12 protein-coding genes and 1 pseudogene are annotated in these 16,659 nt (G+C 42.5%); 1 reads left to right on the top strand and 12 read right to left on the bottom strand.

The features are described from left to right. Positions 1-84 precede the first annotated feature (84 nt). From N477_RS24780 to sdhC, 11 genes and pseudogenes are all read right to left on the bottom strand, one after another. The gene (locus tag N477_RS24780; protein WP_063363988.1) at positions 85-1,110 is read right to left on the bottom strand and encodes a hypothetical protein; all 1,026 of its coding nucleotides are present in this window, start codon (positions 1,108-1,110) and stop codon (positions 85-87) included. Positions 1,111-1,298: 188 nt separating this feature from the next. Next, on the bottom strand, positions 1,299-3,263 hold the full coding sequence (locus tag N477_RS24775; protein ID WP_063363989.1) for a hypothetical protein: 1,965 nt from the start codon (positions 3,261-3,263) through the stop codon (positions 1,299-1,301). Between the two features lie 569 nt (positions 3,264-3,832). Further along, a pseudogene (locus N477_RS26545) lies at positions 3,833-4,512 on the bottom strand (IS3 family transposase); the annotation flags it as partial. A 106-nt stretch (positions 4,513-4,618) separates the two neighbouring features. Continuing rightward, positions 4,619-5,491: a succinate--CoA ligase subunit alpha gene (gene sucD, locus N477_RS24765; RefSeq protein ID WP_063363991.1), complete on the bottom strand. Its 873-nt coding sequence runs from the start codon at positions 5,489-5,491 to the stop codon at positions 4,619-4,621. Then, positions 5,491-6,657 (bottom strand): ADP-forming succinate--CoA ligase subunit beta, encoded by a 1,167-nt coding sequence (sucC, locus tag N477_RS24760; protein ID WP_023399327.1) that lies wholly within the window; start codon positions 6,655-6,657, stop codon positions 5,491-5,493. Before sucC ends, sucD begins: the two co-directional genes overlap by 1 nt. A gap of 185 nt (positions 6,658-6,842) precedes the next feature. Continuing rightward, positions 6,843-8,336 (bottom strand): 2-oxoglutarate dehydrogenase complex dihydrolipoyllysine-residue succinyltransferase, encoded by a 1,494-nt coding sequence (gene odhB, locus N477_RS24755; protein ID WP_063363992.1) that lies wholly within the window; start codon positions 8,334-8,336, stop codon positions 6,843-6,845. Positions 8,337-8,346: 10 nt separating this feature from the next. Beyond that, complete coding sequence (gene sucA, locus N477_RS24750) at positions 8,347-11,160, bottom strand: 2-oxoglutarate dehydrogenase E1 component (protein ID WP_046356224.1); 2,814 nt, start codon at positions 11,158-11,160, stop codon at positions 8,347-8,349. 90 nt (positions 11,161-11,250) lie between these two features. Further along, complete coding sequence (locus N477_RS24745; protein WP_039609797.1) at positions 11,251-11,976, bottom strand: succinate dehydrogenase iron-sulfur subunit; 726 nt, start codon at positions 11,974-11,976, stop codon at positions 11,251-11,253. Between the two features lie 10 nt (positions 11,977-11,986). Further along, positions 11,987-13,759, bottom strand: a complete 1,773-nt coding sequence (gene sdhA, locus N477_RS24740; RefSeq protein WP_063363993.1) for a succinate dehydrogenase flavoprotein subunit — start codon at positions 13,757-13,759, stop codon at positions 11,987-11,989. Beyond that, positions 13,760-14,107, bottom strand: a complete 348-nt coding sequence (gene sdhD, locus N477_RS24735) for a succinate dehydrogenase, hydrophobic membrane anchor protein (RefSeq protein ID WP_063363994.1) — start codon at positions 14,105-14,107, stop codon at positions 13,760-13,762. Further along, positions 14,098-14,475 carry a succinate dehydrogenase, cytochrome b556 subunit gene (sdhC, locus tag N477_RS24730; RefSeq protein ID WP_145925080.1) on the bottom strand — a complete coding sequence of 126 codons (378 nt, stop codon included), beginning with the start codon at positions 14,473-14,475 and terminating at the stop codon, positions 14,098-14,100. The genes sdhD and sdhC overlap by 10 nt, the downstream gene beginning before the upstream one ends. Positions 14,476-14,890: 415 nt before the next feature. Here sdhC and N477_RS24725 point away from each other — a divergent pair, with 415 nt between their 5' ends. Continuing rightward, complete coding sequence (locus tag N477_RS24725) at positions 14,891-16,177, top strand: citrate synthase (protein WP_063363995.1); 1,287 nt, start codon at positions 14,891-14,893, stop codon at positions 16,175-16,177. Positions 16,178-16,318: 141 nt separating this feature from the next. Here the strand turns inward: N477_RS24725 and yccX are convergent, their stop codons facing one another. Continuing rightward, positions 16,319-16,585 (bottom strand): acylphosphatase, encoded by a 267-nt coding sequence (gene yccX, locus N477_RS24720; protein ID WP_063363996.1) that lies wholly within the window; start codon positions 16,583-16,585, stop codon positions 16,319-16,321. Between the last annotated feature and the right edge of the window lie 74 nt (positions 16,586-16,659).

Here is a 16,659-nt window from a genome sequence, read left to right as displayed (position 1 = left end):
GCTTTAAATGTAATCCTTTATTACGAAATATACAATAAATTACGGGACGTTTTGTAACTGGCTATCCCACTCAAAAGTGCATTATTACTCTGACAATACAGGCTGCTCTTTCTCTGATTTTGTCTTCTTATTATGGACATCTGCCCCATCTGTTCTGGGTCGGTTGATATCTTGTGATGCAGGCTGAAAATCACTTTTGTTAAATACTGTTGATGTGAATTCTGTAGAAAGTGCACTAAAGACCTGCTGGTTCAATTTTTGGCTCTGTAAAATAGAGTCTTTAATATCCTTGTTTTGTTGCTGTAACTGCTCTGCTAAGTCAGCCCTAGTAAGGGTAACTTTTACCTTATCTTTAGCCTTTTGATCTGTACTCCCCATGAGCTGATTGAGCACTTCAACCAGTCGATTCAATACACTATAAATAACATCAGCAGAAAAGCCGCCAAGAAGCGCTGCCAATGGTTTATGAAAATCGCCAATCGATGAACTAGGGCTCTGGGTAATGTCTTGTGTAGGGATCAACTCTGCAATCATCAAACCCGCCATGAAGCCCATAATCACCATAGACCAATAAGTTGAATCAAATTTAGGGTCATAGTTACACGATCGTATAAAGTTGCGTGATTTATATAAACAAGCAAAAGTCGCCCCAAGACCTGCACAGCAAAGTAAGAAGAGCTGGTTTAATAAAAGCACCCTGCCTTCAGAATTAAACAAGCCTTCATTGATGGTTTTCTGATTCACTTCAGGAGAAATTGACAACGCAATGATTGAGATTAAAAAGAACAACGCTAATAAAGACATATGGCGAACCAGCTTTACAGGCCCCAAAAACCTCAGCCAGCTTACTGAAGCTGACTCTTTATCCATGATAGCCAGAGTAAGCGGTTTAGCAGGGTAAACAAGGAGCGAAAGCTCTTTGTGGCACTTAGTTAAAGCAGTGAGCTCGTTTTCCAAGAGCAAAGTATATTCGTCAATATCATGCTTATTTTGTAACTGATAAATTGTATTGGGAATATGACTGGGCACAGTCTTACCTTCACCGGAAGCATAGCGGATCATGACATCACATTCTGTTAGTAAATGACTTACAAAGTCCTTTTTGGACATGACGTTACCTATTATATTATGCAGAAAGGTTATTTATATCAGGGATTTATGGCAAACTTCAAGAACATTTAATTGCAGGCTTATTTAAAGAGTAAATAAGGCGTTAGTTTAAAATAAAAACTAATAATAAGAGATGAAATATAGATTTACATAGGAAAGGCAAGCAGACTGCTTGCCTTTGACACAGTTTAGTTACTGCTGGCGTTACATGTCCCCTTACAAGTACGCATAAATTCCAAGCTTTCAGTATTAGAAGTGAGAATAAGACCTTGTGGGCTTACCTCTCTGTCAGTACGAAGTTGCTTAAACCAATAACCCTCATCAAGTTTTTGCATCAACTTATAATTAACAACAGTCAGATCACCGTCATTATTCAAGCACTCGGAAAAGCTATCCTCATAACATGGAGTTATCAAGGTCATACTATTATCGTCTTCGAATTTCCAACGTCCATTTGGACTTTGTGCATCATCACTGAAGACTACGGCTTTACCATTTTCTAAAGGATAAACAATTTCAACAAAGCCTTTATTATTCAGAAAAGTACCATCGCGATAGAATAGTTTCAAATAATCATCTTGAGTGACCTTATCAAGCTCAATAAACTGACTTATATAAGCATTTGAAAAAACCTTCTTTGCAGGATCTGTTCGTGTGTAGATAAATGCTTTTCTATTATCATAAAGCTCAGCATAGCTAATTGTTTTGCTAAAATTGTCTATTTTGTAGGTTAAGCCACCGAATGACTTCTCAAAAGTTACTTCTACAGGCTCTTCGTCTCCTGTAATTAGATTTTTAGAAACTAAACTGGCATTGTTACCAGAATTAATACTCACCCGAGCATTACTACCTTTGAACCTTTCACCTGACGCCAAATCTATAAACCACGTGGTAGAAAAGCCACCATGCTTGGCATTTGCGGACAGATTAGAAAATGGCAAGAAGGTAATGCCTCTGTATATTTTATAGCTAGAACGTGGTTCCAACACCTCCGCTAAGCCTACATAATCCTCAATTTCATCCTTGGCAACAAATGAATAGGCATCAAGTTTGAACTGGTATGTAAACTCAAATGCAGCATAATCATCAACCGCGGCGATCAGTTTAGTTGCTGTGATATGTGTCCTGAACGATAAGCTTTTTGTGTTTTGAGTAACCTTATTCTCAAAATCTAGTGTTAAAACGCTAGGCGTAGATGCGCTAACTCGCGTATCTAATAATTCAAAGCCAGTCGTTGCACGATAATCCGCTTCGTCATTAAAACTAACCCACTGGTTGTAATCACCGTAGTTAACATGTAGGTAACCAATAAATCTAGACATCTCTGTTTCAGAGGTAGTTAGCTCACTGACATTTACATAATCCGAAAGTCTTTGCTCACTATATTCACTGTATTCAAGCTCTTTTACGTCACCCTTTGTAAGGGTGATCCAGTCATATTCTGACTCATTCTTAAAGAGCTTAGCGCGTAATTGATCATCGCTTAGGGAAAATGCCTCGATGGATAGCAAATCTGCACTACTGCAATTAACAAAACATTCAACTTCTTTGGTTTGCAGCTCTATGGTGCCTTTATTATCCCAAGAGAACGCAAAGTTAGTTTGCTTTATTTTACCTAGGCCTGACTTATCTTCAGCAAAATAAAATAAAAGGCCTTCATCCGCATTCGACCAAGTACCGACTAGAGTGTCGTCATCAAGCGCAATTGGATCCTCTGCGTGCTGCGTTGAGTCATCTTCAACAGTTATTTCAATGTTGTGATTTGCAGAACTTTCACCGTCTGACAAAGTCACTGCAATTGAATGAGTACCTACCTCTGACAAAGTTGGTTTAGCAACCAGTGTTAGATTACTCCCTTCTAAAGAAAAAGATAACCAAGTTGGTAAATTGTCTACTTGAGCTGAAATCTCATCTCCATCGGCATCAGAAAGCGTAAAAACCTTACTTGTCTCGGTATTTGCGATAACCGACCAATTTCGTTCTGAGTTGAATATTGGCGCCCTATTGGACGATGAGCTATTTGTTGAAGAGCTATTGGTAGATGAGCTATTCGCAGCTGCAACAGAAGGCGCTGTATTTTGATTATCGTTTGAAGAACCTCCACCACATCCTGCAAGTAACCCCAAAACTATTGAACTGAAAATTAACCGCACATTATTCTCCTTTTTCTAATTCGGGGGCAATATAACAGCTTGAGAACCATTAGTTAACAACTAAAATACATATATGAATATAAAAATAAAAAACGCAATAAACGAATAAAGTTCACACAAAATATATATACATTTGTTTTAACTAGGGCATATAGTTATAAAACTATAAGCTTTTTTAAATACTCACCTCTTGTTAGTTTTGTGTGCATGAGTTACACCTTCGAAAGGTCCAGCCCATGACTTTGGCATTAGCTAACCTGTTTTAAGCTGGTAGGTTTCACTAGAGTGTCCTGGATTTTTAACTTATCCATACTTTGTCGCTTTGATATAACTTGAGAGCAATTTAGACACGCATACTTTCGAATCTAACGAAAACGGTTGATCGACCTTGATTACCATAATCCACTTGTTTACAGGTTATATCGCCAAGTTGCACATGAACAGCTCCAGCTAATTGAAGGATGAAGACTAATTACTTTGAGTATGATTGCGTTAGGTAGGCTTAACTATCGATTGTCTCTCACTCTCAAAAAAAGTTTTAAAAGTGTCAACCTTATTTAGGACGGGACACGATGAAGACTATGTGTCGTTTTATGGAACGCGCGTTTGTTCGGTACTAATAAACGATTTAGCCTTAGTAAAGTAAATAGGCGGTCTCTTCCGATTGATATATGAGATTGTTTCATCATATATTGTAACTTTCTCGTGCCAATACGAGGGTGAGTCATGCGCTCAAGCCTCACAAATGAGAGAACACTTTGCTCAAGTAGTGCGTTGTTTGCATTCACTTTACAACGCTTGTAATAAGCTTGCCGAGTAATGCCCAAATACATGCACGCTTTACTTACCGATAGCTTGGCTATGGTTTTTTCTTCAATAACTTGTTGCGTTGCTTTTTTCTAATACGTACTCCGAAATCTTTATCAAGTACATCAACTATCGTTTCGAAGAACTGTGGCTTGAGTTTTGCCTCCTCTAGCTCTTTCTCAAGTGCTTTGATTTTTTGCTCTGGCGTTAAGTCTTTGGGCTCTGACATATAACCGACCTCACTCATATGATTAGGTGTTCCTTTACTCCAATCTAGACGGCCATGCTTACGAAGCCAAACTAAAACTGTCGAAGCCCCTTGGATACCATAATGGTCTTGTGCTTGTTTGTAAGTGCATTCGCTTTTTTCTACCTTATCAACAACTGATAATTTAAAGGCAAGCGAATAATCTCTTTGGGTTCTCTTAGATATAGATGTCATGACATTCTCCAAATTTAAATTTGAAAAGTGTCAACCTTAACTAGGACGGGACAAGTTAAAACAAAAAAGGCTCCCTAAGGAGCCTTTTTATCTGAATGGTAAAAGATTACCAACCAGCTTTTTCTTTAAGTGCAGAACCGATCTCAGCAAGAGAGCGAACAGTCTTAACGCCTGCTTCTTCTAGAGCTGCGAACTTCTCATCAGCAGTACCTTTACCACCTGAGATGATTGCACCAGCGTGACCCATACGCTTGCCCGGAGGAGCAGTAACACCAGCGATGTAAGAAACAACTGGCTTAGTCACGTTGTGCTTGATGTACTCTGCAGCTTCTTCTTCTGCTGTACCACCGATCTCACCAATCATTACGATTGCTTCAGTCTTAGGATCGTTCTGGAACATTTCTAGTACGTCGATGAAGTTAGTACCTGGGATTGGGTCACCACCGATACCAACACAAGTTGATTGACCGAAGCCAGCGTCAGTAGTTTGCTTAACTGCTTCGTAAGTAAGAGTACCTGAACGAGATACGATACCTACTTTACCAGGCTGGTGGATGTGACCAGGCATGATACCAATCTTACACTCACCCGGAGTGATAACACCTGGGCAGTTAGGACCGATCATACGAACGCCAGTTTCTTCTAGCTTCACTTTAACATCAACCATATCTAATGTAGGGATGCCTTCAGTGATACAAACGATTAGCTCGATGCCACCGTCGATAGCTTCTAAGATAGCGTCTTTACAGAATGCAGCTGGTACGTAGATTACTGTCGCAGTTGCGCCAGTTGCTTCTACAGCTTCACGTACAGTGTTGAATACTGGAAGACCAAGGTGAGTTTGACCACCTTTACCAGGTGAAACACCACCAACCATTTGCGTACCGTACTGGATAGCTTGCTCTGAGTGGAAAGTACCCTGACCACCAGTGAAACCCTGACAGATTACTTTAGTATCTTTATTAATTAGTACAGACATTATTTGCCCTCCGCAGCAGCAACTACTTTCTCTGCAGCATCAGTTAGTGATTCAGCAGCGATGATGTCAAGACCAGAGTTAGCTAGTACTTCACGGCCAGCTTCAGCGTTAGTACCTTCAAGACGTACAACTACAGGTACGCTTACACCAACTTCTTTAACTGCACCAATGATACCTTCAGCGATCATGTCACAACGAACGATTCCACCGAAGATGTTAACTAGTACTGCTTTCACGTTGTCATCTGAAAGGATGATCTTGAATGCTTCAGATACACGCTCTTTAGTCGCGCCGCCACCAACGTCTAGGAAGTTAGCTGGCTTACCGCCGTGTAGGTTTACGATGTCCATTGTACCCATCGCTAGGCCTGCACCGTTAACCATACAACCAACGTTACCGTCTAGAGCAACGTAGTTTAACTCGAAGCTTGCAGCGTGAGCTTCACGTGCATCTTCTTGTGAAGGATCGTGGAATTCACGGATCTTAGGCTGACGGAATAGCGCGTTGCCATCAACACCAATCTTGCCGTCTAGGCAATGTAGGTTGTTTTCGTCAGTGATTACTAGAGGGTTGATCTCTAGAAGTGCAAAATCGTGATCGATGAACATGTTCGCAAGACCTAGGAAGATCTTAGTGAACTGTTTGATCTGTGCTGGGTTAAGACCAAGCTTGAAGCCTAGCTCACGACCTTGGTATGCCTGAGGGCCTACTAGTGGATCGATTTCAGCTTTGTGAATTAGTTCTGGAGTTTCTTCAGCAACTTGCTCGATTTCAACACCACCTTCAGTTGAAGCCATGAACACGATTTTACGTGAAGCACGGTCAACAACAGCACCAAGGTATAGCTCATTTGCAATATCAGTGCAGCTTTCAACTAGGATCTTAGCAACAGGCTGACCTTTTTCGTCAGTCTGGTAAGTTACTAGGTTTTTACCTAACCAGTTTTCAGCAAATGCGCGGATCTCGTCTTTGCTATCAGCTAGCTTAACACCGCCAGCTTTACCACGGCCACCCGCGTGTACTTGACATTTAACGACCCACTTGTCGCCACCAATTTTACCAGCAGCTTCAACTGCTTCCTGAGGAGTGTCACAAGCGTAACCCTCAGACACAGGTAAACCATATTCGGCAAAAAGTTGTTTTGCCTGATACTCATGCAAATTCATGATGCTTTATCCAATTTTTTATACTAAAAATGCTGAATATTTATGCAAATAATCAGCTATCCCAAATTGCGCACATAGTATAGATCCCACGGCGTTTTAATAAAACCCCAGTTAGACCAAAGGCGCAAAAAAAAAGCTGTATGTCGCTTAATTGCACACATACAGCTTAAGATTTAATCTTTTGCTTAAACGTCTAGTAGTAGACGTGTTGGATCTTCTAGTAATTCTTTGATTGTTACTAGGAAACCAACCGATTCTTTACCATCGATTTGACGGTGGTCATAAGAAAGCGCTAGGTACATCATAGGTAGAATTTCTACCTTACCGTTTACAGCCATTGGACGTTCTTGGATTTTGTGCATACCAAGAATTGAAGACTGAGGTAGGTTGATGATAGGCGTAGAAAGTAGTGAACCGAATACACCACCGTTTGTGATTGTGAAGTTACCACCAGTCATATCGTCAACTGTTAGTTTACCATCACGACCTTTAAGCGCTAGCTCACGGATACCTTTTTCGATTTCAGCAACAGATAGCTTGTCACAGTCACGAAGTACTGGAGTTACCAGACCACGAGGTGTAGATACAGCGATGCTGATGTCGAAGTAGTTGTGGTAAACGATGTCATCACCGTCGATTGATGCATTTACTTCAGGGAAACGCTTAAGTGCTTCTGTTACTGCTTTCACATAGAAAGACATGAAACCAAGACGAATACCGTGACGCTCTTCAAATACATCTTTGTACTGCTTACGAAGGTCCATGATTGGCTTCATGTTCACTTCGTTGAACGTAGTAAGCATTGCCGTTGAATTCTTAGCTTCAAGAAGACGGTTAGCAATTGTCTTACGAAGACGTGTCATTGGAACACGTTTCTGAGTACGATCACCTACAGGTGCTGCTGGAGCTGATACAGCTGCCGCCGCTTTTGCAGGTGCTGCAGCAGGCTTAGCCGCAGGTGCTTTCAAGAATGCATCAACATCTTCTTTTGTGATGCGACCGCCTTTACCAGAACCCTTGATCTGTGAAGCATCTAGGCCTTTTTCTGCAATTAAACGACGAACTGAAGGCGTAAGCACATCAGCGTTTTCATCAGAAGATGCAGCATCTGCTTGTGCTGGTGCTGCTGGTGCACCACCTGCAGAAAGCTTACCAATAACCTGCTCGCCAAGTACAGTGTCGCCTTCAGCGTGCAAGTGCTCACCCATTACACCATCTTCAGGTGCAACTACTTCTAAAACAACTTTGTCTGTTTCGATGTCAACTAGGTTTTGGTCACGGCTTACAGCCTCACCTGGTTGAACGTGCCAAGTTGCGATTGTAGCGTCTGCTACTGATTCTGGAAGTACTGGTACTTTAATGTCCACTTCTTTACCTTCTGCTGCTGGCGCCGCTGCCGCTGGCGCTGCTGATTGTTCGTTTGATTGAGCTGGTGCCGCACCTGCAGCACCGATTTGTGCAATTACTTGCTCACCTAATACTGTCGCGCCTTCTTCTTCAGAAATAGCAACAATTACACCATCTTCAGGTGCTACAACTTCTAAAACGACTTTATCCGTTTCGATGTCAACTAGGTTTTGGTCACGGCTTACCGTATCACCAACGCTTACATGCCATGTCGCAACGGTCGCGTCTGCAACTGACTCAGGAAGAACAGGCACCTTAATTTCGGTTGTCATCTCTTATTCCTTATTTTTTAATTGTTAATGCGTCAGCAATCAACGCGTTTTGTTCTTTAGTGTGGGTAGACATATATCCACATGCCGGTGCAGCTGATGCCTTACGGCCAGCATATGTTAGGTTTGCACCTGCAGGGATTGCTTCCCAGAAATGGTGTTGAGAACAGTACCAAGCACCTTGGTTCTGTGGCTCTTCCTGACACCATACGAAATCTTTTACATGCTGATAACGAGCCATGATCTCATCCATCTCTTTGTGAGGGAATGGATATAACTGTTCAACACGTACAATAGCAACATTGTTTAGTTCAAGCTTACGACGCTCTTGAAGTAGTTCGTAGTAAACCTTACCACTACAGAATACAACGCGCTCTACGTTTTCCGGCTTAATCTCATCGATTTCATCGATCATATTGTGGAAAACACCATCAGATAGTTCTTCAAGGCTAGAAACTGCTAATGGATGACGTAGCAATGATTTTGGTGTCATTACAATCAATGGACGACGTAAAGGACGTACTGATTGACGACGTAACATTGCATAAACTTGCGCTGGCGTAGTTGGTACACATACTTGCATGTTGTGGTCAGCACAAAGCTGAAGGTAACGCTCCATACGTGAAGAACTGTGCTCTGGACCTTGACCCTCGTAACCGTGTGGAAGCAATAGAGTCAAGCCACACAAACGGCCCCACTTCTGCTCACCCGAACTTAAGAATTGGTCAAATACAACCTGCGCACCGTTCGCGAAGTCACCAAATTGTGCTTCCCAAAGAACCAGTGAAGTTGGCTCAGCTGTCGCGTAACCGTATTCAAATGCTAAAACAGCTTCTTCAGAAAGTACTGAGTCATAAACCTCAAAAGTACCCTGCTCTGGGCTGATGTTTTGCAATGGTAAGTAAGTAGACGCATCGTTTTGGTTATGAACAACAGCGTGACGGTGGAAGAAAGTACCACGGCCAGAGTCCTGACCAGTTAGACGAATGTCAGTGCCTTGGTCAACCATAGTCGCGTATGCAAGTGTCTCAGCCATACCCCAATCGAGCGGCTTATCACCTTTTGCCATCGCTTTACGATCATCGTATATTTTCTTAACACGAGACTGTGCTTTGTGATCTTCTGGATAGCTAGCAACCTTTTCGCCAAGCTCTTTAAGCTTATCAACAGAAACTTCTGTCTCATAAGGCGTGTCCCAGTCATGACCAACATACTTAGACCACTCAGATGAATGCTTCGTTTCTGGCTGAATTTCAGAAACCACACACACACCATTGTCCAAGCCATTTCGGTAGTCATCAGCAAGCTGTTTTGCTTCTTGTGCTGACAATACACCTTCAGCTACAAGCTTGTCAGAGTATAACTGACGCGGTACAGGGTGCTTTTTGATCTTTTGATACATTAGAGGCTGAGTTGCATTTGGCTCATCAGCTTCGTTGTGACCGTGACGACGGTAACACACTAAATCAATAACAACATCACGCTTAAACTTGTTACGGAAATCAAGCGCAACCTGCGTTACAAATGCTACCGCTTCCGGATCGTCAGAGTTAACGTGGAAGATTGGCGCCTGAACCATTTTAGCGATGTCAGTACAGTATTCTGTAGAACGCGTATCTTCTGGTTTAGATGTTGTGAAACCAACTTGGTTGTTTACAACGATACGAACAGTACCGCCAACACCGTATGCACGTGTCTTTGATAAGTTAAAGGTCTCTTGTACAACACCTTGACCTGCAATAGCTGAGTCACCATGGATAGTGATTGGTAGTGCCTTAGAGCCACTTGCGCAATCTAAACGGTCAAGACGTGCTCTTACTGAGCCCATAACCACTGGGTTAACGATTTCTAAGTGAGACGGGTTAAACGCCAATGCCATGTGAACATCGCCGCCTTGCGTCGCGAAATCAGAAGAGAAACCCATGTGATACTTAACATCACCAGAACCTGCAGACTCGCCATATTTACCAGCGAATTCATCGAATAATTCTTGTGGGTTCTTACCAAGGACGTTAACTAATACGTTAAGACGACCTCGGTGAGCCATACCGATAACAACTTCTTCTTGGCCACTTTCACCAGCTCTGTGTACCAACTCTTTAAGCATTGGTACAAGTGCATCGCCACCTTCTAGTGAGAAACGTTTTGCACCTGGGAACTTAGCACCAAGATATTTTTCAAGACCATCTGCAGCGATTAAGCCTTGCAATAAACGTAGTTTGTTTTCTTTGCTAAATTGAGGCTTGGAGAAACCGGCTTCTAAGCGTTGTTGTAACCAGCGCTTTTCTTCGGTTGATGTGATGTGCATGTACTCTGCACCAACTGAACCACAGTAGGTAGACTTTAACGCAGCATACAAGTCTTTTAATTTCATTGTCTCTTTGCCACAGGCAAAAGAGCCAACGTTGAATTCTTTATCGTGATCCACATCATCTAAATCGTGGTAAGCCAATTCGAGTTCTCGAACTCGGTCACGTTGCCATAAACCCAACGGGTCTAAATTGGCATTTTGGTGGCCCCTAAATCTAAATGCATTAATAAGCTGCAACACACGCACTTGTTTTGCATCTGCCGCACCTTCTGCAGAAACTACTACTTCTCTGTGTTTGTTCTTAGCAAGCTCAGCAAATTGTGTTCTTACATCGGAATGTTTAATATCAACATCAACACCTTCTACTTTAGGCAGTTGATCAAACACTTCTCGCCATTCTTCTGGCACTGAAGCCGCATCGTCAAGATACGCCTCATATAGATCTTCTACATATGCAACGTTGCCGCCGTATAAGTGAGAAGATTCCAGCCATGCTTTCATCACACCTTCGTGCATTTATTAGCCCTTTTCTCTAGCGCAGAAACTTAAACTTAAACGAAAACAAGATGGCATGCTCAGCATGCCATCTTAAGATAATAATATGCTTTAAACCGAACGGTTTAATAGCATAGATTTAATATGTCCAATCGCTTTGGTTGGATTCAAACCTTTTGGACAAACGCTAACACAGTTCATGATACTGTGACAACGGAATACGCTGAACGCGTCATCAAGACCAGCTAAACGCTCTTCAGTTGCTGTATCTCGGCTATCTGCCAAGAAACGATACGCATGAAGAAGACCAGCAGGACCGATAAATTTATCTGGGTTCCACCAGAATGATGGGCATGAAGTTGAACAACATGCACATAAAATACACTCATAAAGACCATCTAGCTTTTCACGATCTTCAACAGATTGAAGACGCTCTTCACCACCAGTTGGCTTATCATTGATCAAGTAAGGTTTTACTTTCTCGTATTGAGTGTAGAACTGACTCATGTCAATTACCAAGTCACGAATTACTGGCAAGCCAGGAAGTGGACGTACGATAATTTTACCTTTGCCATTCTTTTGTAGAGCAGACAATGGAGTAATACATGCAAGGCCATTTTTACCATTCATGTTTAGACCATCAGAACCACAAACACCTTCACGACATGAACGACGGAAAGAAAGTGTCGAGTCCTGCTCTTTTAACATAAGTAGTGCGTCAAGCACCATCATGTCACGACCTTCTTCAACCTCAAGTTTGTATTCCTGCATACGAGGTGCAGTATCAACATCTGGGTTGTAACGATAAACAGATAATTCTAAAGTTGCTGTTGCCATCGTTTAACTCCTAGTACGTACGAGCTTTAGGTGGGAATGCTTCACGCGTAGTCGGCGCAAAGTTAACATCACGCTTAGTCATTGACTCACTTTGTGGGTGATACATTGAGTGGCATAACCAGTTCTCATCATCACGCTCAGGGAAGTCAAATCTTGAGTGCGCACCACGGCTTTCCGTACGGAAGTTAGCAGCAACTGCTGTTGAGTATGCTGTTTCCATCAAGTTATCTAGTTCAAGACACTCAATACGTTGCGTGTTGAATTCAGTTGACTTGTCATCAAGACGCGCATACTGAAGACGTTCACGAATTTCTTTAAGCTGCTTAAGGCCATCAGCCATTGAGTCACCTTCACGGAATACCGAGAAGTTAAGCTGCATACACTCTTGTAGATCTTTCTTGATTTGAACCGGATCTTCACCCTTGCCAACCTCAGACGTCTCCCAACGATTGTAACGAGCAAACGCTGCATCAACATCGTCTTTAGACGCTTCGCCAGTTGACTCAAAGTCTTTCAGGTAAGAGCCTAGGAAGTTACCAGCCGCACGACCGAATACAACTAAGTCTAGCAGTGAGTTTCCGCCAAGACGGTTTGCACCGTGTACAGATACACATGCAATCTCACCTACAGCGAATAGACCTTCAACGATACGTTCGTTACCATTGCTATCTACATCTAGTACTTGACCGTTAACGTTTGTAGGTACACCACCCATCATGTAGTGACATGTAGGAATTACTGGAATTGGCTCTTCAGCTGGATCTACGTGAGCAAATGTTTTAGATAAGTCACAAACACCAGGTAAACGTAGGTTAAGCATCTCTTCACCTAAGTGGTCAAGTTTCAACTTAATGTGAATACCCCAAGGACCTTCGCAACCACGGCCTTCACGGATTTCTGTCATCATTGCACGTGCAACAACGTCACGACCTGCAAGGTCTTTCGCGTTAGGCGCATAACGTTCCATGAAACGCTCGCCGTCTTTATTCAGAAGGTAACCACCTTCACCACGACAACCTTCAGTTACGAGTGTACCAGCACCTGCAATACCTGTCGGGTGGAACTGCCACATCTCCATGTCTTGCATGCCGATACCAGCGCGCACAGCCATACCAACACCGTCACCAGTGTTGATGTGTGCATTCGTGGTTGATGCATAAATACGACCAGCACCACCAGTTGCAAGTACTACCGCTTTAGACTTGAAATAAACAACTTCACCAGTCTCAATTTCAATCGCAGTAACACCAACCACGTCGCCTTTATCATTTTTAACTAAGTCAAGCGCATACCATTCAGAGAAAACGTTAGTTTTGTTTTTAACGTTTTGTTGGTATAGACAATGAAGTAGTGCGTGACCAGTACGGTCAGCTGCTGCTGCAGTACGTGCAGCCTGCTCGCCGCCAAAGTGCTTAGACTGACCACCGAAAGGACGCTGATAAACGCGACCATTTTCGAAACGAGAAAATGGTAGGCCCATATTTTCTAGTTCAGTGATCGCCTCAGGACCCGTTTTAGTCATATATTCGATAGCGTCTTGGTCACCGATATAATCAGAACCCTTAACGGTATCGTACATGTGCCATTCCCAGTTATCTTCATGAGAGTTGCCAAGTGCTACCGTAATACCACCCTGCGCAGATACTGTGTGAGAACGAGTTGGGAATACTTTAGAGATAAGAGCACATGTCTTGCCTGACTCAGAAATAGCAAGTGCAGCACGCATACCCGCACCGCCGGCTCCGACAACTACAGCATCAAATTCACGGACATTATATTTCACTTAAACACCCCACAGAACAAACAAACCAACAGCAACATATGCAAGTGCCATTAGATTTAATACAAAGCCTAAAACTGAACGCATTGTTGAACACTTGACGTAGTCAGTAAGAACTTGCCAAAGGCCAATACGAGTATGAACCATTATACAAACAAGTGTAATAATAGTTGCAGCTTTCATAGCTAGGTTATCAAATAACCCAGACCACGCTTCATACGTTAATTCAGGAGTTAACGCTAAGTAGCCCACGATAAATACAGCGTAAGCTGCAATGATTAATGCTGTTGCGCGCAGTGATACATAATCTTGTACACCATCACGTTTCAGAGTTGCTTGATTTAAGACCATATCCACACTCCACCAAGAATCGCAACGATTACCCAAATGGCGATTGCAATTTTAGCACTTGCATTGCCCGACTCTAACTCTTCCCAGTGGCCCATGTCTTGGATCATGTGACGGATACCGCCAATGATATGGTAAGACAATACAGCCAAGGTGCCCCACGCAATGAATTTTGCTACGAAGCCAGTCATAAGCTCCTTAACAAATTCAAATCCTTCAGGAGAAGAGAGAGATTCAGACCACGCCCAAATGACAAATGTCAGCGCGAAGAACAACGCGACACCAGTGACACGATGTAAGATCGACGCCTTTGCCGTTGCTGGCATAGATATAGTCGTAAGATCTAGATTTACAGGTCTTTGCTTTTTCACAGTTACTTGCCCATCTTTGCTCGATAAGAGCTTCATCTACTTGTTTTTATCAACCCACTTGCACGACATGCACAAATGGCACACTCTAGATAAACCTGTTTAAACACTTAAAAGATCACTTGCCTGTAAAACTTCGATGTAAAAATAGGTTTACCCACAGACGACACGGTATAAAACCGTTGACAGTATATAAGGCTGTGCGTGTTTTTACAATTCTTGTTTAGTTTCGTACGCTTGCGAATTAGCCAATGGTATAATATTTAATCTCACCAGAATACTTATTATACATTTTTGCATAATTCTTAGAAAAATTGACTTTTCACCCCATTTATAAGTTACAATGATCTGAATTTGCTTAACATTAGTATCACAACATAACAATCAGAATGTTGTTATTCCATAGGAGATAAGTTAGATGGCAGATAAGAAAGCCACAGTCCATATCGATGGGCACGATCCAATCGAACTACCGATCCACTCTGGCACAGCAGGCCAAGACGTTATCGACGTTCGTACTTTAGGTGCTCACGGCTTCTTCACATATGACCCTGGTTTCATGTCGACTGGCTCTTGTGAATCATCTATTACTTACATTGATGGTGCAAAAGGTGTACTTCTTCACCGCGGCTACCCGATTGAACAGCTTGCAGAGCACTCAAACTACATTGAGCTATGCTACTTACTATTAAATGGTGAGCTACCAAACGCTGATCAGCTAGCAGTTTTCTCTGACGAGATCACTCGTAACACTATGATGCACGAGAAAATTGCAGCTTTCTTCCAAGGTTTCCGTGTTGACTCACACCCGATGGCTATGCTGTGTGGTGTAGTAGGCGCACTATCATCTTTCTACCACGATGATTTAGATATTTCAGACTCAGAACAACGTATGCGTTGTGCCACTAAGCTAGTTGCTAAGCTGCCAACTATTGCAGCGATGGCATACAAGTACAACGTTGGTCAACCTTTCGTTTACCCACGTAACGACTTAAGCTACGCAGAAAACTTCCTACACATGATGTTCTCTGTCCCAGCTGAAGAATACAAAGTAAGCCCGGTTCTTGCGAAAGCTATGGACCGTATCTTCATGCTTCACGCTGACCACGAACAAAATGCGTCGACGTCAACAGTACGTTTAGCGGGTTCTTCAGGTGCAAACCCATACGCTTGTATCGCTGCTGGTATTGCGTCACTATGGGGCCCTGCGCATGGTGGTGCAAACGAAGCTTGTCTAACAATGCTTGAAGAAATCGGTTCTGTTGACCGTATCGACGAGTACGTAGCAAAAGCAAAAGATAAGAACGACCCTTTCCGTCTTATGGGCTTCGGACACCGTGTTTACAAAAACTTTGACCCACGCGCGACAGTAATGCGTCAAACGTGTCACGAAGTACTTAAAGAATTGAATATTCAAGACCCACTTCTTGACGTTGCAATGAAGCTAGAGCAGATTGCTCTAGAAGACCCGTACTTCATCGAGAAGAAGCTTTACCCGAATGTAGATTTCTACTCAGGTATTATCCTTAAAGCAATCGGTATTCCAACAAGCATGTTCACTGTGATTTTCGCTATGTCACGTACAGTTGGCTGGATCTCACACTGGAACGAAATGCTTTCTCAAGCTGGTCATAAGATCGGTCGTCCTCGTCAGCTATATACTGGCTACACAGCACGCGATTATAAAGACCAAGGCGAGCGTTAATCACTCGCTTTATTTGAAAAAAGAGGCTAATTAGCCTCTTTTTTTTATACCTTAATAGGCTGCATTTTGGCCAAACCCAATAACTGTACACCTAGATTTACAGTCAATCCGCCAAATTATATTTTAGAAAAAGTGTACTTATTAATAAATTTCGAAGTCATCGCCCACTAAATAATCTACTTTTTCTCGAGTAACAGAACTTACTTTCGCCATTACAGGGCCTTTTTGCAACCACAACTCTAATTGCGCTATTTTGTCAGGGTTTCCAGCAGCAACAACTTCAACACTTCTATCTGGTAAATTTTTAGCATAGCCAGCCAACCCTAATGTATGGGCTGTTATTTTGGTGTGATACCTAAACCCAACACCTTGAACAGTGCCAGTAACGATAAATTTAAAGCAATACATCGCGAAAACCCTTCGGCTAATAAGTTAAAGAGTAGAAGTAATGAAACACTATTCAAAGATAGGTGCTGTAAAAT

This window comes from Pseudoalteromonas luteoviolacea H33-S (assembly GCF_001625695.1).
GTDB lineage: Bacteria > Pseudomonadota > Gammaproteobacteria > Enterobacterales > Alteromonadaceae > Pseudoalteromonas > Pseudoalteromonas luteoviolacea_B.
Note: the sequence above shows the minus strand (reverse complement) of the source record. Positions and strands in the feature narration are given on the sequence as shown.